This window comes from Haloferax sp. KTX1 (genome assembly GCF_902410085.1).
In the GTDB taxonomy this organism is placed as follows: domain Archaea; phylum Halobacteriota; class Halobacteria; order Halobacteriales; family Haloferacaceae; genus Haloferax; species Haloferax massiliensis.
Window position 1 is genome coordinate 15,583 of the sequence record NZ_CABPRH010000003.1, and the last position, 17,316, is coordinate 32,898.

Consider the following 17,316-nt stretch of genomic DNA (forward strand, 5'->3'; position numbering starts at 1 on the left):
CTCACACCCCGAGGTACGCCTCGACGACGCCCTCGTCTTCGAGGAGTTCGTCGCCGTCGGCGGTCATGCTGATGCGGCCGTTCTCCATGACGTAGCCCCGGTCGGCCAGTTTGAGCGTCTGCTGGACGTTCTGTTCGACCATGAGGACCGTCATGCCCTGCGCGTGGATGTCCTCGATGACGTCGAACACCTCTTGGACGAGGTGCGGCGCGAGGCCGATGGAGGGCTCGTCGAGGATGAGCAGGTCCGGTTCACCCATGAGCGCGCGGGCGAGGGTCAGCATCTGCTGTTCCCCGCCGGACATCGTGCCGGCGCGCTGGTTCTTGCGCTCCGCGAGCCGGGGGAACAGCTCCAGCATCTCGTCGAGGTTCTCCTCGCGGTCCGCCTTCGCCTCCTCGGTCTGCGCGCCGAGAAGCAGGTTGTCGATGACGGTCATGTTGGTGAACAGGTCGCGGTTCTCCGGGACCTGCACGATGCCGCGCTCGACGATTTCGTGGGACGCCTTCGAGTGAATCGCCTCGTCGCGGTAGGTTATCTCGCCGCGGCTCGGCGAGAGGATGCCGCAGATGGTGCGCATCGTCGTGGTCTTGCCCGCGCCGTTCGAGCCGATGAGCGCGACGATTTCGCCCTCGTCGACGCGCATGTCGACGCCGTGGAGCACCTCGATGTCGTCGTAGCCGGCGCGGACGCCGCGCAGTTCAAGCATCGACGTCGAACCCCCCGATGTAGGCCTCGATGACGCGGTCGTCTTCGACCACCGTCTCCGGCGCGCCGAAGGCGATGCCCTTCCCCTGGTCCAGCACTTTCACGTAGTCCGAGATGTTCATGATGGCTTTCATGTCGTGTTCGATGATGAGCAGGCTCGTCCCGCGCTCGCGGAGTTGGCGGAACAGGTCGAGCATCTGCTTCGACTCCGACGGGGTGAGCCCCGCCATAATCTCGTCGAGGAGCAGAATCTCCGGGCGCGTCGAGACGGCGCGGGCGAGTTCGAGTCGCTTCTGTGCGCCCACGGTGAGTTCGCCCGCCTCCTCGTCGGCCTTGTCCGCGAGCCCGACGAATTCGAGGGTCTCCATGGCGATTTCGCGCGCCTCGCGCCGCCGGCGCGTGTGGATGTGCGCGCCGACCATCGCGTTCTCGACGACGGTCAGCTCCTCCAGCGGGCGCGTGATCTGGAACGTCCGCGCCAGCCCCGCCCGCGCGACTTTGTGCGCCGGGAGGCCGGAGATGACCTCGCCGTCGAGTCTGACGGTCCCGCTCGTCGGCGGGAACGCCCCGCTGATGCAGTTGAACAGCGTGGTCTTGCCCGCGCCGTTCGGCCCGATGAGGCCGATAATCTCGCCGCGGTTGACGGTCATGTCCACGTCGTCGAGCGCCTGCAGGCCCGAGAAGCGCTTGCCGACGCCCTCGACCGACAGAATCCGCTCGCCCTCGCGCTCGATGTCTGCATCCGGGTCGTCGACGCTCTGCGCGGTCGTCTCGTCCGCCGACATCACTCGCTCACCTCCTCGTCACCGCGGACGCGGTTCCAAAGGGCGCGCGCCTGACTCGGCCAGCTCACGACGCCGCGCGGCGAGTAGATGACGATGGCCACGAGGAACGCGCCGTAGATGATGCGGTCGAGGCCGTTGATGTCGGAGAACGTCGTCCGCGCCACCTCGCTGACCGGCGTGACGATGAACGAGCCGACGATGGGGCCCAGAAGCGTTCCCGGGCCGCCGACGACCGCGGGCAGGAGCAGTTCGACGTTCTTGAACAGCGCGAACACGGTGTCGGGGCGGATGGTGTTGAAGTACATCGACCAGTAGGCACCGCCGAGGGCGGTGAAGAAGGCGCTGACGGCGACGCCGATGAGCTTGTACCGGAAGCTCGGCACGCCGACGCTCGCCGCGGCCCGCTCGTCCTCGCGGATGGCGAAGAAGTACAGCCCGACCCACGAGTTCTTGATGAGCCACGAGACGAGCGTCACGACCAGCAGGAAGCCGACGATGAGGTAGTAGTACGGCAGGTCGCTCTGGAACTGGAAGGCCGCGAGGCCGTACTCAGCGCCGTAGTCGCGCGGGAACGGCTTGAAGTAGCCGTTGGCCCCGTGGAGTTCGGACATGTTGGTGACGACGAAGCGGAGCAGTTCCGCGAACGCGAGCGTCGCCAGCGCGAAGTAGTGGCCCTGCAGGTTGAAGCGGAACGACAGCGCGCCGATGACGAGGCCGTACCCCGCGGCGAGCACGCCGCCGACGAGCATCCCGACCCACGGGTTCACCGCGAAGTCGACGACGAGCGCCTGCGTGGCGTACGCGCCGACGCCGAAGAACGCCGCGTGCCCGAACGAGAACTGCCCGGTGTAGCCGGACATGATGTTCCACGCCTGCGCCGTGTAGGCGTAGATGACCGTGAGGATGAGCATTCGGAGGCTCAGCGTCGCCGCGAGTTCCATCCCGGCGACGTCGATTTCGATGAGCGTCGGGAGCGCCGCGAGCAGGCCGAACAGCGCGACGCCCTTGACGAGCGGCGCGTACCGCCCGTCGTCGAACGTCCGGTAGCGGTCGCGGACCGTCTCGATTGCGCTCACGCCTCAGCACCTCCGAACAGGCCCTCGGGCTTGACGAGGAGCGTCCCGATGAAAAGCAGGAAGATGAGCACCTGCGCGGTGGTCCCGGGGAGGTAGTAGCCGCCGAACACCTGAATCAGCCCGACGATGAGGCCGCCGACGAACGCGCCGGGGAACGAGCCGAGACCGCCGAGGATGACGATGACGAAGGCGTTGATGAGGTACGTCTCGCCGGTGAAGGGGTCGAACCGCTGGAACAGCGCGATGGAGCCGCCGGCCACGCCGGCCAGCGCCGCGCCGATGCCGAAGGTGAGGTAGTTGATGCGGCGGACGTTGATGCCGACGTAGCGCGCGCCGTCGCGGTTGTCGGCCGTGCCGCGAATCTTCCGGCCGAGGTCGGTCCGGTTCAGGAACGCCCGCACGGCGAGCATCGTCCCGAGCGCGATGAGGAGCGCGTAGAACTGCCCGAGCGGGATGAAGACGCCGCCGAACTGCACCGACCCGAGCGAGAGTTCGACCTGCTGGGGGTCGGGCGTGAACACGATTTCGATGGCCGACTGGACGATAAAGAGGACGCCCAGCGTGGCGATGAGCTGGTTCTGCTGGGGGGCCTCGATGATGGGTTCGACCGTGAGAATATGGACCACCACCCCGAGGACGAACAGCACGGCGGCGGCGATGGGAATCCCGATGAACGGGCTGATACCCGCCGTCTCGGAGACTAACCACACCGAGTACATCCCGACGACGAGGAAGACGCCGTGGGCGAAGTTGATGACGTCCATCACGCCGAATATCATCGTCAGCCCGAGCGCCGTCAGCGCGTAGACGCCCCCGAGCAGGAGGCCGAACGCGAGCAGCTGCAGAAGGACGGGCTCCAGAGTGGTGATGTCTGTCAGGAACTGTGCGAACGGGTCGATGAATCGGCCGAGGCCCCCGCCCTGCAGCGGCAGCGGCGCGACCGATGTGACTAGGTGTCCCATGCGGTTTCTACGCTCGGGAATTGTTGGCATCCCCCATAAAAGGTGCTATCGTTCGGGACGGTTCGTTGACGTGACGGCGCGCGGGGGTAGCGGTTAGACCTGCGGTTCGGCCTCCGCGTACTCCTCGGGGTAGACGACTTTGACCGAGAGGTCCTGAACCTGGTTCACCGGGCCGAGCGCGTTGACGTTCTCGCCCTGGTCGTCGAACTCGATAGCGCCCATCGCCGAGATGTGGTCCTCGTAGCTGAGGCCCTTGAGCGCCTCGTTGATGTCGTCGGGGTCGACGCTGCCGGCCTCCTCGACCGCCTGGATGATGACCTCCGCCGCGGTGTAGGACATCCCGACCGACGCGGAGAACTCCTGGTCGTAGTTGTCGAGGAACTGCGAGCGCACCTCGGCGGTCTTGTCGACCGTCGGGTTCAGCGCGTAGTTGTTGTCCAGCACGCCGTTTGCGAACTCGCCGATGTCGCCGACCGCGTCGTCGTCGGTGAACGTCGCGGACGCGGACGCGGTCAGGTACGGCGGCCGGTAGTCCTGGTCCTGCAACGCCTGTGCGAGCAGGACGCCGCCGGCGACGTACGTCGTGGCGATGATGGTGTCGGGGTCGGCGCTCCGGAGCCGCGACACCTGCGTGTTGGCGTTCGACGCGCCGAACTCGATGGCCGTCTCCTCGACGATTTCGACGTTCTGCCCCGGGAGGAACTCGCGGAGGCTGTCGCGAATCGCCTGCCCGTAGCTGTTGTTGATGTAGAACAGTCCCGCCGTGTCGATGGTGCCGCCGCCGTCGCGGATGACCGATGGCACGAGGTCCGCGTAGTCGCTCGCCAGCCGGCGCGCCGGGGGCTGGGGCCGGTAGACGTAGTTGAAGTCGCGGCCCTGCAGGATGTTGTCCGCCGCCGCGATGGAGATGACGAAGGGGACGCCCTGTCGCTCCGCGACCTGCGTCGCCGCCGTCGTCACCGGCGAGGAGTAACAGCCGGTGAGGACGTGCGCGCCCTCGCTGAGCAGCTCCTCGCTGACCTGTCCGCCGAGCTCCTGTGCGCCCTGGTTGTCGCCCTCGATGACGGTCACCTCAGCGCCGCCGAGCGACTCGATGCCGCCCTCCTCGTTTTTCCGCATCGCGGCGAGTTTGATGGCGTTGCTCATCCCGACGCCCGTCGCGGCGAGACTGCCCGAAAGCGGGTGGTTCGAACCGATGATGACCTCGTCGACGGACTGCTCGGGCGTCCCCGTCGTGGTGCCCGTCTCGCCGCCGGACCCGCCGGAGTCACCGCCGGAGTCGCCCGACCCACCCGAGTCGCCACCGCTTCCGGCGTCGTCGCTCGCACAGCCGGCCAGTGTCAGTGCCGCGACGCTCGCGCCCGTTGCTTTGAGGAAGCGCCGCCTGTTGCTCGTCGAAGACTTGAGAGTCTTACCCATGGCAATCGGTATCGAGGTTGGTGCCTACTGTAATAATGCTATCGTACTCGTGTTGTCACGTTCTGTGAACATTCCCGCAACGAATCGAGTACGGGTCGGGAAATTGAGTCGGAAACGAGTAGTTTCGACCGCGCGCTTCGTTCGGTCTCTCTGAGGCCTCAGTCACGCCAGCCGTAGCCGCGTCAGTCGAGCGACTCTCGGGCGTGGATGCCGGCGAGGCGGCCGTAGCCGAGCGCGGTCGTCAGCCCGTTGCCGGAGAGGTAGCCGCCCGCGCCGTGACCGCTGATACCGCAGGCGGTGCCGCCGCCGGCGTAGAGGTTCTCGACCGCACTCCCGTCGGTCCGGAGGACGCGCCCGTGTTCGTCGACGACGAGGCCGCCCTGCGTGTGGAAGAGCGCGCCGGTGACCTTGGCCCCGTAGAAGGGCGCCTCCAGCGGATTCGCGCCGTCGACGCGGCCCACCTCGTCGGGTTCGCCCGCCGCGGCGGCCTCGTTGTAGTCGGCGACCGTCTCCGCGGCGGCCTCGCCGTCTGCACCGAGTCGCTCCGCGAGGGCCGCGACCGAGTCGGCGGTGTGGTAGGTCCCCTGCGCGATGGCCTCGTCGAAATCCTCGAACTGGCCGCGGAGCTTCTCGAAGATGCGCTCGTCGAACAGCTGAACCGCCTGTTCGCCGGGCTGTTTCAGCACCGAGATGGCGAACTCGCTGTAGCCCGCGGACTCGTCGCCGAAGCGCTCTCCATCCCGGTTCACGAGGATGCCCCCGTTCATCGTGACCGCGTAGGTCGAGAGCATCCCCGTCTGGCTCGCCACCGTCGCGTGGCCCTGATAGGCGTCCATGCAGGCGAGTTCGCCGCCGAGCTCCGCGCCGAAGCGGACGCCGTCACCGGTGTTGCCGTCCGCGCCGAAGTACAGCGCTCGCTCGACGTCTTCCTCGCAGTAGTCGGTGACCATCTCGCGGTTGCCGGCGAAGCCGTCGGTGGCGAGGATGACCTTCTCGGCCTCGATGGCCTCGTCGTGGCCGAGGCCGGCGACGACGCCCCGAACCGCGCCGTCGCCGGCGACGAGGTTCTTCACGGGCGCGTTCGTCAGGAGTTCGATGTTCGGCGTCGATTCGACGCGCTCGACCAGTTCGGCGACGAGGTTCTCGCCGTTTCGCCCCTCCGGCGCGTGCATCCGGTACTCGGAGTGTTTGGGGTACTTGAAGTCGTCCACGATGTGGAGCGTGACGTCCCAGTCGTCGACGAGCCAGTGGATGAGGTTCGCGCTCTCCTCGCAGAGGTACCGCACGCGCTCCTCGTCGGCCTCGTAGTCGTTCTTCTCCAAGATGTCGCGAGCCATGTCCGCGGGCGTCTCCTCGATGCCGGCCTCGCGCTGGAGGCGCGTCCCCGCCGCGGGAATCATCCCGGTCGAAAGCGAGGTGTTGCCGCCGCACTCGGGCGCTTTCTCCAGCACCGTCACGCGAACGTCGGGGTTCTCGCTGGCCGCGAGCGCGGCGACGAGGCCGGTGCCGCCGCCGCCCGCGACGAGCACGTCCGTGTCGATGTCCCACTCGATGTCGTCGACCGAGACGACTTCGGCGACGCCGTCGCTCGGCGTCCGCCGGGCTAGTTCGTCCATGCACTCTGCTAGGTAGACTCTATCGTAAAACTACCGCCTCCAGCGGCGGTGGCGTCGCTTCCGCCCCCTCGCGTCTCCTTCGCGTCCGCCGGTTTCGGGTCGGTTTCGGGTCGCACGCGTGAAAACAATCTCCAGTCGCTCATCTTTCGACTTCCCGCGACCGCATCCGCGGTCGCGCCGACTCGAACGCGTCCGGTCTTCGATTCGAACGTTCAGGAACGCCGAACAGTCGTGAAACTCGGAGTGAAAGACTATGTGTGTCGAGAACACCCATACCGCATGGACTCGCCACGAGATATCGTCGAGGAGTTCTTCGACCGCATGGAAGACGACCGCAGGAAGACCGTCGGCGACCTGTTCGCCGAGGACGCCGTCATCTCCCTGCCGGGGGCGACCTTCGAGGGACCGACCGCCGCCTACGACTTCCTCGCCCATCTCGAACCGCGATATGAGTGGGCGACAAAGGAGTTCGACCGCTGGATAGAGACGGGCGACACCGTCGTGAGCACCGGGTCGCTCCGCGGCGTCGACAACGACGGCGCGGACTTCTCCGACGTTCGCTACGTCGATATCTACGTCGTCCGCCGGGGACTCATCAAGCGCCTCGACATCTGGAACGACCTCGCGGTCGACGGCGTCGTTCCGGTCGAGGACGCGCCCGCGACCCCGGCGGAGGAATGAGCGACCGAACCGCCGTCCTCTTCGCGCTCCGCGACGACCCCTCGCTCGTCGCCCGCGCCGAGGAACTCGGCTACGAGTCGGCGTGGGCCGCCGAGGGACAGGGAAAGACCGCATTCGGAAAGCTCGAACGCTGGGCCGTCCACACCGACGAAATCGGGCTCGCGACCGGTATCGTCAACGTCTTTTCGCGGACGCCCGCGGCGCTCGCGGCGGCCGCGGCGACCCTCGACGACCACTCCGACGGGCGCGCGATTCTCGGCCTCGGCGTGGCCCACCCCGGCGTCGTCGAGGCGTTCCACGGCGTCGACTTCGACCGCCCGCTGTCGCGGCTCCACGAGTACGTCGACCTCGTCCGGCGCTACCTCCGCGGCGAGGCCGACTCCTTCGACGGGGAGTTCTTCTCGCCCGAGCGCACGAGTTTCTGGGACGCCTTCGACCCCGTCCGCGAAGAGATACCCATCTACAACGGCGCGCTCGGGCCGGCGAACGTCCGACTCACCGGGCAGGTCGCCGACGGCTGGCTCCCGAACCTCTATCCCCGCCCGCAGTTCGAGGAGGCGCTGGAGTGGCTCGATACGGGGGCGTCCCGCGCCGGGCGCGACCGGAGCGACGTGGACGTGGCGATGTACGTCCTCACTTCCGTCCACGACGACCCCGACGAGGCGCGGCGGGCGGCCGCCGAACACGTCGCCTACTACCTGCGGGACGTGCCGGGGTACTACGACCGCGCGGCCGAGCAGGCCGGCTTCGCCGACGAGGTGGCGGCGGTCCGCGCCGCGCCGACGACCGAGGCCGGAGCGCGCGAACTCTCGGCCGACTTCCTCGACCTCGTGGCGCTGGTCGGCGCGCCCGACGACGTGCGGGGGCGACTCGGCGAACTCCGCGGGATGGGCGTCGACCTCCCGGTCGTCCGCGCGCCCGCCGGCGTCGACCGCGAGTGGGTGGCCCGAACGCTGGAGGTGTTCGCCCCGTAACATGACCCCGGCGGACGGTGCCGTACTTTTATGCTGGATGCCACCGCATCTCAATCGAAGCGAGTCATGACAGACCGTATCTGGGAGGACCTGCTATCCGAACAGGATAAACAGGTCATCACGAAGGCTGGTTACGACAGGGAGGGCGCCTCGTCGTGGGAGTCCCGCGGCATGGGCGAGAACCCGATGGTTCTCGTCATCGACATGCAGCGGCTCATCGTCGGCGAGAACGTCCCCATCCTCGACGCCATCGAGGAGTACCGCACCGCGATGGGCGACATCGCGTGGGACGCCATCGAGCACATCGACCCGTTCCTCGACTTCGCGCGAGAACAGGGGCTTCCGGTGACGTACACGCGGGTCGTCCCGTCGAGCTACGACGACCCCGACCACCCCGACCTCGACATCGTCGACCCGGTCGCGCCCGCGGCGGGCGACGCCGTCGTCGACAAGTCCTACGCGTCGGCGTTCTACGGGACCGACCTGCTCTCGCGGCTCGTCCGCGGGGGCCACGACTCGGTCATCATCGTCGGCAACTCCACGAGCGGGTGCGTCCGCGCCACCGCGGTCGACGCCAAGCAGAACGGCCTCAGCGTCGTCCTGCCGCAGGAGTGCATCTTCGACCGCATCGAGGCGTCGCACAAAATCGGCCTCCTCGACCTGTGGATGAAGTACGCCGAAGTGCTGGAGACCGAGGCGGTCGAGGAGTGGGTCGAGACGCTATGACCCACGACCTCGTCATCTCGAACGGCACCGTCGTCACCCCCGAACACGGCACCTTCGAAGCCGACGTCGCGGCCGACGGCGAGGCCATCTCCGCCATCGCCGCGCCCGGCACGCTCTCGGGCGAGGCAGAAATCGACGCGACGGGCAAGCACGTCCTCCCGGGCGCGATCGACCCGCACACCCACCACGGCATCTACCGCGGGCTGGAGGCGGACGCCGAGTCCGAGTCCAAGTCCGACCTCGTCGGCGGCGTGACCACCATCGGGAACTACTTCCGCCGGGCCGGGGCCTACGAGGACATCATGCCGGGATACTTCGAGGAGGCGGAGCCGAACTACTACCACGATTACTTCTTCTCGCTGGGCCTGCTCTCGATGGAGCACGTAGCGGAGATTCCGACCATCATCGAGGAGTTCGGCATCACGACGTTCAAGTGGTACATGAACTACAAGGACGCCGCCCGCGAGAAGTTCGGCGTCGACTGCGACATGCACGACGACTTCGGCGACGCGTTCGTCCGGAAACTCGCCGAACAGGACGTGCCGACGACGCTCGGCTACCACTCCGAGAACGTCGAAATCACGAACGCGCTCGCCGGCGGCAACGTCTACGTCACCTCCGAGTCCGACGACACCGACGCCGACGCCGACGAGGGCTACGAGGTGATGGTCGAGGAGTTCCCCGGCTACGCCGAGACCCAGAGCATGGTCGCCGGGGCCGCGCTCGCGAAGGTCCACGGCTACGACGACCGCTTCTACGCGGTCCACATCTCGGCTGGAGGGACCGCCGACGAACTCGCCGCGCTCCACGACGCGGGCTACCGGGCGTGGGGCGAGACGTGCATCCACTACCTCGCGCTCACCACCGAGGAGTGCGACGAGCGCATGAAGGTGAACCCGCCGGTCCGGTCGAAAGCCGACCAGGAGACGCTCTGGGAGCGCCTCGCCGACGGCACCATCTCCACTATCGGGACCGACCACTGCGCCAACCTCGCGGAGAACAAGTTCGGCGAGGGCATCCGCGACAGTCTGCTCGGCTTCCCCTCGACGCCGGTGATGCTCCCGCTCATCCTCTCGGAGGGCGTCAACGAGGGTCGCATCTCGCTGGAACGCGCCGTCGAGGTCACGAGCACCAACGCGGCGAAGGCGTTCAACCTCTACCCCAAGAAGGGGACGGTCAGGGTCGGCAGCGACGCCGACCTCGCCGTCGTCGACCTCGACGAGACGAAGACGGTCACGCCGGAACTGTTACACAGCGTCAGCGGCTACTCCCCCTACGAGGGCCGAGAGGTCACCGGCTGGCCGACCCAGACCGTCGTGAAGGGCGAACTCGCCTACGACGACGGCGACATCGTCGGCACGAAGGGCCGCGGCACCCACATCGACCGGCCGGTGTGAGGTCGCGCGGTCGGAGCCACCATCAGCACGATTCGACCCCGCCCCATCAGAACACCTCGACCCCGACCCAACTCGCCGCCGACGCGGACTGACCGGCCACGCGGAATCGGGCAACGACCTCGCCCGCTCACGCCGACGACCGGCCGCCCGCGACCGGGCACGCGGACGCGAACACGCACCACCTGACGACCACCACACGCGACACAGAACGAGAAGACACACACGACATGACGAACGACACGAACGGACCACTCGACGGCCTCGTCGTCCTCGAAGCCGGGTCGATGATATCCGGCCCGACCGTCGGCCGCTTCCTGGCCGACTTCGGGGCGACGGTCATCAAAATCGAACACCCGGCGTTCGGCGACCACATCCGCCGCTTCGGCCCACAGAAAGACGGCGTCGGCCTCTGGCACAAGTACCTCTCGCGGAACAAGCAGTCTATCACCCTGAACATCTCCACCGACGAGGGCGCGGCGGTGTTCGAAGACCTCGTGGGCGAGGCCGACCTCCTCATCGAGAACTTTCGGCCCGGCACGCTCGAACGCTGGAACGTCGGCTGGGAGCGACTCTCCGAGGTCAACGACGACCTCGTGATGCTCCGGATGTCCGGCTTCGGACAGACCGGCCCGTACGCCGAGCGCCCCGGGTTCGGGACGCTCGCGGAGGCCATGTCCGGCTTCGCCTACCTCAACGGCTTCCCCGACTCGCCCCCGTTGCTCCCGCCGACCGGCCTCGCGGACAACATCGCGGCGCTGTTTTCGACGTTCGCGGTGATGTTCGCGCTCTACCACCGCGACGTCCACGGCGGCGGCGGCCAGTACATCGACACGAGCCTCATCGAACCCATCTTCGGCCTGCTCGGCCCGCAGCCGCTCCGCTACGACCAACTCGGCGAAATCGAGTCGCGGTCGGGCAACCGCTCGACCTCGTCGGCCCCGCGGAACGTCTACCGGACGGGTGACGACCGCTGGGTCGCCATCTCCGCGAGCGCGCAACCGCTCGCCGAGCGCACGTTCGACGCCATCGACCGCCCCGACCTGAAAGACGACCCGCGGTTCGAGACCAACGAGGACCGACTGGAACACGTCGACGAACTCGACGCCGTCATCCAAGACTGGATGGACGACCACAGCCGCGAGGAGGTGCTCGACGCGTTCGAGGCGGCCGACGCGACGCTCGCGCCCGTCTACAACGTCGAGGACATCCTCAACGACGAGCACTACGCGGCGCGCGAGGCGTTCCTGACGGTCGACGACCCCGACCTCGGCGAGGCGGTCGTCCAGAACGCCTTCCCCAAGTTTTCGGAGACGCCCGGGCGGGTCGACCACCTCGGGCCGTCGCTCGGCGAACACAACGACGCGGTCTACCGCGACCGACTCGGCTACGACGAGTCGGTGCTTTCGGACCTCGAAGCGGAGGACGTGATATGAGCCTCCTCGACTCCCTGCCGGAGCGCGTCCACGTCGTCGAGATGCTGCCCCGCGACGGGTTCCAGCGCCTCGACGAGTTCGTCCCGACCGACGAGAAAGTCGAGATAATCGACGCCCTCTCGGACACCGGCGTCGACGAAATCGAGATCTCCTCGTTCACCCACCCGAAGGCCGTCCCGACCCTGCGGGACGCCGACGAGGTGGCGACGCGAATCACCCGCCGCGACGGCGTGACCTACCGGGCGCTCGTCCCCAACCTCCGGGGCATGGAGCGCGCCGTCGAAGCCGAGGTGGACAAAGTGAACGCGCTCGTCACGGTGAGCGAGACCTACACGAGGAAAAACCAGAACCGCACCCGCGAGGAGGTGCTCGCGGAGATGGACGACGTCGTCGCCCTCGCCCACGACCACGGCATCGAGGTCGAAGCCGGGATGGGAACGAGTTTCTACTGCCCCTACGAGGGCGCAATCGACCCGGCGGAGACGCTCGCGGTCGTCGACAGCGTCGTCGACTCCGGCGTCGACGAGGTCACGCTGGCGACGACGATGGGCCTCGCGAACCCCGTCGAAATCACGGAGCGCTTCACCGCCGCGTTCGAGGCCCACCCCGGCCTCGACATGGGCCTGCACCTCCACGACACCAACGGGATGAGCCTCGCCAACACGCTGGCGGCGATGGCGGTCGGCGTCGACCGCTTCGACGCCTCTGTCTGCGGGCTCGGCGGCGGCGTCGTCCTCCCGGGCGACATGTCCGGCGTCGGCAACACGCCGACCGAGGACCTCGTCCAGATGCTCGAACGCATGGGCGTCGGCCACGGCGTCGACTTCGACCGCATCGAGGCGGCCGCCCACGACGTGTCCGACCGACTGGGCCTCGGCCTGACGAGTCACGTCCTCGCGGGCGGCACCGTCGAGGGCGTCCTCGACACCGTCGCCGCCGATCAGGAGGAGAGCTGAGATGTCCGGCAAGACCCTCGCGGAGAAACTGCTGTCGGCGAAGTCGGACACCGACGCCCGCGCCGGCGACTACGTCGAAGCCGACGTGGACGTGGCGATGGCCCACGACATCACCGGGCCGCTCGCGTTCCGGACGTTCGACGAGGTGACGGGCGACGACGGCGAGCTGTTCGCGCCCGACCGGACCGTCTTCACCATCGACCACCACGCCCCCGCCGACGGGGTGCAGGCCGCGAACAACCACAACGCGGTCCGCGAGTTCGCGGCGGAACACGGCGCGCACCAGTTCGACGTGGGCGATGGCATCTGCCACGCCGTGCTCGTCGAGGAGGGGTTCGTCGGTCCCGGCGACCTCGTCATCGGCGCGGACTCCCACTCGACGACCTACGGCGGCATCGGCGCGTTCGGGACCGGCGTCGGCTCGACCGATCTCGGGACCGCGCTCGCGACGGGCGAACTCTGGTTCCGCGTCCCGAAGACGCTCCGCTTCGAGGTCGACGGCGACCTCCGGGACGGCGTCTACGCGAAGGACCTCATCCTGCGATTCATCGGCGACGTGGGCTTCGACGGCTGTACCTACATGGCCGCCGAGTACGCCGGGAGCGCCGTCGAGTCGCTGCCGATTCACGAGCGCCTCGTCCTCTCGAACATGGCCATCGAGATGGGCGGCAAGGCCGGCCTCGTCACGCCCGACGAGCGGACCGAGTCGTACCTCGAACGCCAGACCGGAAACGAAATCGACCTCGGCGACGCGTTCGTCTCCGACGACGACGCCGACTACGAGGCGGTCCACAGCTACGACGCGGCCGACCTCGCCCCGCAGGTCTCGAAGCCGTCGAACCCCGAGAACGCGGTCGACGTGACCGAGGTCGCGGGCACCGAAATCGACCAGTTGTTCGTCGGCACCTGCACGAACGGCCGGTACGAGGATATCAAAATCGTCGCCGACATCCTCGAAGGCGAGACCATCGCCCCGAACGTCCGGATGGTCGTCGTCCCCGCCTCGAAGTCCGTCTACCAGCACATGCTCGGGACGGGCGTCTTCCAGACGCTCACCGACGCCGGCGCGGTCATCCAGAGCGCCGGCTGCGGCCCCTGCGCGGGCTACCATCAGGGCGTCCTCGGCGACGGCGACGTCTGTCTCGCCACGGCGAACCGGAACTTCCCCGGCCGCGAGGGGTCGATGGAGTCGTCGGTCTACCTGTCGAGTCCGGCGACCGTCGGCGCGAGCGCGCTGTACGGCGAAATCACCGACCCCCGCGAGGTCGAGACGAACCGCTACGACGACACGGTGTTCGCGGAGGTGCTGCCATGACGGGAGCCGCCGGCGGTTCCGGCGACGACCGCCCCGACCCCGCCGAACCCGGTCGCGCGTGGGTCTTCGGCGACAACGTCGACACCGACCAGATAACGCCGTCGCGCTTTATCGTCTCGTCGGACCCCGACGAACTCGCCAGCCACGCCTTCGAGGACCTCAGACCGGAGTTCTCCGAGTCGGTCGAGCGCGGCGACTTCGTCGTCGCCGGCGAGAACTTCGGGAGCGGGTCGTCGCGGGAGCACTCGCCGCTGTCGCTCGTCGGCGCGGGCGTCTCGGCGGTCGTCGCGCGGTCGTTCGCGCGCATCTTCTTCCGCAACGCCATCAACCTCGGTCTGCCGGTGCTCATCTGCCCCGGCGCGGACGCCGTCGAGGACGGCGACGAGATTCACGTCGACCTCGACGCGGGCGTCGTGACGAACCACACGCGAGACGAGACGTACGAGGCGGAGGCGCTCCCCGAGTTCCTCCAGTCGCTCGTCGAACAGGGGGGACTGAAAGCGTACACGAAAGCGAAACTCGACGGCTGAGCGGGCACTCGACTCACGTCATACCGTCCCGACGCAGCGACCGACAGCCACACAGAGGCACCCGCGAACGTCGTTCCGAGGCGGCTGTTTTACTTTTCTCACCGCTTTCTCGCGTCCCAGTAGAGGAGTCCGGCGGCGGCGACGAGACAGACCGCCAGCCCCGCGAACGCCGCGACGTAGCTCGCGTAAGTGGCGACGATGCCGACGTACGCCGGCCCCATCGCATTCGCGCCGAGGAACAGCGCCCGCGCGGCCCCGAGGTCGGCCCCGCGGTCGGCGTCGGGCGCGTTGTCCATGATGATGGCGTCCGCGAGGGGGAACTCCGTCTTGTAGCCGGCCGCGAGCGCGACGACGGAGACGTAGATGAGCGGGCGCGCCGCCACGGCCGAGAGGACGGCGAGCGCCGCCGCGGCCACGAGCATCCCGACGACCGCGATTGACTCGCGGCGGAACCGGTCGCTCAGGCCGCCGGCGACGGGTTTGATGGTGATGCCGACGGCGAAGACGATGGCGAACGTCGCGCTCGCCAACTGCTGGTCGAAGCCCTTCGCCTCGATGAGGTAGGTCGGAAAGAAGTTGATGAAGCCGCCGACCATGAAGTAAAACAGCCCGAACGCGAGGAGCGTCCGGCGCTGTTCCGCGCTGGCGAAGAGGCGTCGAAGCGTCCCCGAGACGTGGAGTTCGGGCGACCCCACGGCGTAGCCGTCTCGCGACCAGAGCGCGTAGAGCACCGTGAGTCCCGCGAGGACGACGGCCACCGGGAGGAACGGCGTCCGCCACGTCGCGTAGGTCAGCGCGAGGATGGCGAGCCCCGAGGAGACGAGGCCGCCGAGGTCGGTGCCGGCGGCGTAGACTCCGAGCGCCCGCCCGCGGCGTTCGACGAACAGGTCCGACAGGAGCGCCCGCGAGGGGATGGCGAAAAGCCCCTTCCCGAGTCCCGTGACGACCGCGGCGGCGACGAAGCCCGCGAGACCGCCCGCGAGGCCGAACGTGGCAAAGCCGAGGACGAGAATACCGAGTCCGGGGACGATGAGCGTCGTCCGCGTCCAGCGGTCGGAGTACTCGCCGCCGGGGTACTGGGTGACGGCGTAGACGCCCTGAAACAGCGCCAGCGCGATGCCGGCGGTCGCCTCCGTTATCTGTAACTCCTCGATGATGGTCGGCAACAGCGGCGACAGGAGGAACCGGCCCGTCTGAAGGACCGCCCACGCCAGCGACACGGTGACTAACATCCGACCCGGGTAGCCCGCAAGCAAGCGCTCGTCGGATGTCGGCTGTTGGTTCACACCCTCCGTTCACCCACCTGCTACCAATGGGTTACGATTGCGGAACGTCGGTTCCGGTTGTCGGCGTCGCGGTCTCCCGAGGCGCGTTACAAAGAAAATAAACTAATTAGAGTTTATTATTTCTCCACGCGGCCATGTATTTCTCCTAGGAAATGAATTTAGGCCCACTATAGACAACAATTTTTGCAATTTGTAGAATTTCTACAAATTGTAAAATTATAAACACAATAGAGTTTATTTTTGCCTCGGTTCTCTCCCTGTCATCCTCGATAGCCGCCGCACGAATTTTTACCATCTTCCCCCGCGACGGGGCGGGCATGGACGCGACGGCAATCGACCACGTGAACCTCCGCATCCCCGCCGACGGCCTCGACGCCGCGGTCGGGTTCTACCGCGACGCGCTCGGCTTCGACGTCGAGAACCGCGACCTGTACGAGTCGGGCGAAAAGCCCTTCTTCTCCGTGCGACTGACCCCGGCGAGCGTCATCCACCTCCGGCCGGCCGAGAACTTCGAACCGCCGACCGAGACCGCCTTCGACCACGTCGCCATCGAGTTCGCCCACGACATCGACGAACTCCGCGACCATCTCGACGCCGGCGGCGTCGAAATCGACCGCCAACTCGAACCGCTCGGGGCGACGGGCGTCGCGCCCGCGGTGTACGTCACCGACCCGTTCGGCTACACGCTGGAGCTGAAAGCCGCGCCCGACGACGGCTGAGCCTCACAGCACGTACTGCGCGACCGAGTCCATCACTTTCCGCTCCGCCCGGCGCAGGTGTTCCTCGGCGGTGCGCCGCGAGACGCCCATCTCGTCGGCGATGGTCGCGGTCTCGACGCCGCGCGGGAGGTCGTAGTAGCCGCCGGCGTGGGCCAGTCGCAGCGCCTCGCGCTGGCGGCCGGTGAGTTCGGGCATCGCGTCGGCGGGTGCTAAAAGCGGGCCGCTTCCGCTGGCGAACGACACCGCGCGCTTGGACTCGACGCTCACGTCGAAGCCGCTGTCCACGAGGTCGCGGAAGCACGCCGTCAGGTCGTCGGCGGAGACGGCGAGCAGCCGACAGACCTTCGCGCCGTCGCGGTAGCGAAGCGGCGGCACGAGGAGCAGACCGTGTTTCTGCACGTAGCCCTCGATGTGGTCTATCTCGTGGTCCCGGAGGCAGTCGGCGGTGACGACGACCAACTCGTCGCCGCGCTCGACCGACGCCGCCACGCCGACGGTGTCGCCGACGCGGTCGAGCACGTCGCTTCCGACCTCGCCGCTCACGTGGAGCATGTCGCAGTGCTCGTTGCACCACAGTTCGACGCTCGCGGCGTTGCCCGCCGTCGCCGCCGCGTAGGCGCTGTCGTCCCGGATTCGGAGGCTCGCCTCGTACATACGCGAACCGTGGTCCGGCGACGATATATAAATACCACACCGCACGGTGGGGGAATCGCTACCCGTCTCGCGCCCGATGTGT

At 67.8% G+C, this 17,316-nt stretch carries 17 protein-coding genes; 9 read left to right on the forward strand and 8 right to left on the reverse strand.

Annotated features, from left to right (window positions below; genetic code table 11):
* Position 1: 1 nt before the first annotated feature.
* From FY251_RS06390 to FY251_RS06415, 6 genes are all read right to left on the reverse strand, one after another.
* A complete protein-coding gene (locus FY251_RS06390) occupies positions 2–706 on the reverse strand; it encodes an ABC transporter ATP-binding protein (protein ID WP_148413963.1) in 705 nt (234 codons plus the stop codon).
* Positions 699–1,490: an ABC transporter ATP-binding protein gene (locus FY251_RS06395; protein ID WP_148413964.1), complete on the reverse strand. Its 792-nt coding sequence runs from the start codon at positions 1,488–1,490 to the stop codon at positions 699–701. Before FY251_RS06395 ends, FY251_RS06390 begins: the two co-directional genes overlap by 8 nt.
* Positions 1,490–2,566, reverse strand: a complete 1,077-nt coding sequence (locus FY251_RS06400) for a branched-chain amino acid ABC transporter permease (RefSeq protein ID WP_148413965.1) — start codon at positions 2,564–2,566, stop codon at positions 1,490–1,492. The genes FY251_RS06395 and FY251_RS06400 overlap by 1 nt, the downstream gene beginning before the upstream one ends.
* Positions 2,563–3,528 carry a branched-chain amino acid ABC transporter permease gene (locus FY251_RS06405; protein WP_148413966.1) on the reverse strand — a complete coding sequence of 322 codons (966 nt, stop codon included), beginning with the start codon at positions 3,526–3,528 and terminating at the stop codon, positions 2,563–2,565. The genes FY251_RS06400 and FY251_RS06405 overlap by 4 nt, the downstream gene beginning before the upstream one ends.
* Before the next feature lie 93 nt (positions 3,529–3,621).
* Positions 3,622–4,947: an ABC transporter substrate-binding protein gene (locus FY251_RS06410; RefSeq protein WP_148413967.1), complete on the reverse strand. Its 1,326-nt coding sequence runs from the start codon at positions 4,945–4,947 to the stop codon at positions 3,622–3,624.
* A 182-nt stretch (positions 4,948–5,129) separates the two neighbouring features.
* Positions 5,130–6,563, reverse strand: coding sequence for an FAD-dependent oxidoreductase (locus FY251_RS06415; RefSeq protein WP_148413968.1), 1,434 nt, complete (start codon positions 6,561–6,563; stop codon positions 5,130–5,132).
* Between the two features lie 279 nt (positions 6,564–6,842).
* On the opposite strand from FY251_RS06415, the gene FY251_RS06420 reads away from it, so the two are divergent.
* From FY251_RS06420 to FY251_RS06455, 8 genes are all read left to right on the forward strand, one after another.
* Positions 6,843–7,244, forward strand: coding sequence for a nuclear transport factor 2 family protein (locus FY251_RS06420; RefSeq protein WP_148413969.1), 402 nt, complete (start codon positions 6,843–6,845; stop codon positions 7,242–7,244).
* Positions 7,241–8,218: an LLM class flavin-dependent oxidoreductase gene (locus tag FY251_RS06425; protein ID WP_148413970.1), complete on the forward strand. Its 978-nt coding sequence runs from the start codon at positions 7,241–7,243 to the stop codon at positions 8,216–8,218. Before FY251_RS06420 ends, FY251_RS06425 begins: the two co-directional genes overlap by 4 nt.
* 66 nt (positions 8,219–8,284) lie before the next feature.
* Complete coding sequence (locus FY251_RS06430) at positions 8,285–8,944, forward strand: isochorismatase family protein (RefSeq protein WP_148413971.1); 660 nt, start codon at positions 8,285–8,287, stop codon at positions 8,942–8,944.
* Positions 8,941–10,341, forward strand: coding sequence for a dihydroorotase family protein (locus FY251_RS06435; RefSeq protein ID WP_148413972.1), 1,401 nt, complete (start codon positions 8,941–8,943; stop codon positions 10,339–10,341). Before FY251_RS06430 ends, FY251_RS06435 begins: the two co-directional genes overlap by 4 nt.
* Before the next feature lie 227 nt (positions 10,342–10,568).
* Positions 10,569–11,774, forward strand: coding sequence for a CaiB/BaiF CoA-transferase family protein (locus FY251_RS06440; RefSeq protein WP_148413973.1), 1,206 nt, complete (start codon positions 10,569–10,571; stop codon positions 11,772–11,774).
* Positions 11,771–12,730, forward strand: a complete 960-nt coding sequence (locus tag FY251_RS06445) for a hydroxymethylglutaryl-CoA lyase (protein WP_148413974.1) — start codon at positions 11,771–11,773, stop codon at positions 12,728–12,730. The genes FY251_RS06440 and FY251_RS06445 overlap by 4 nt, the downstream gene beginning before the upstream one ends.
* Position 12,731: 1 nt before the next feature.
* Positions 12,732–14,045 (forward strand): 3-isopropylmalate dehydratase large subunit, encoded by a 1,314-nt coding sequence (locus FY251_RS06450; protein WP_148413975.1) that lies wholly within the window; start codon positions 12,732–12,734, stop codon positions 14,043–14,045.
* Positions 14,042–14,575, forward strand: a complete 534-nt coding sequence (locus tag FY251_RS06455) for a 3-isopropylmalate dehydratase small subunit (RefSeq protein ID WP_148413976.1) — start codon at positions 14,042–14,044, stop codon at positions 14,573–14,575. The genes FY251_RS06450 and FY251_RS06455 overlap by 4 nt, the downstream gene beginning before the upstream one ends.
* A 98-nt stretch (positions 14,576–14,673) precedes the next feature.
* On the opposite strand, the gene FY251_RS06460 is transcribed toward FY251_RS06455, so the two are convergent.
* Complete coding sequence (locus FY251_RS06460; RefSeq protein WP_148414232.1) at positions 14,674–15,807, reverse strand: MFS transporter; 1,134 nt, start codon at positions 15,805–15,807, stop codon at positions 14,674–14,676.
* Positions 15,808–16,178: 371 nt separating this feature from the next.
* On the opposite strand from FY251_RS06460, the gene FY251_RS06465 reads away from it, so the two are divergent.
* Entirely contained in the window at positions 16,179–16,580 is a 402-nt protein-coding gene (locus tag FY251_RS06465; RefSeq protein ID WP_148413977.1) for a VOC family protein, read from the forward strand.
* Positions 16,581–16,583: 3 nt separating this feature from the next.
* Here the strand turns inward: FY251_RS06465 and FY251_RS06470 are convergent, their stop codons facing one another.
* Positions 16,584–17,234: a helix-turn-helix domain-containing protein gene (locus FY251_RS06470; RefSeq protein WP_148413978.1), complete on the reverse strand. Its 651-nt coding sequence runs from the start codon at positions 17,232–17,234 to the stop codon at positions 16,584–16,586.
* Between the last annotated feature and the right edge of the window lie 82 nt (positions 17,235–17,316).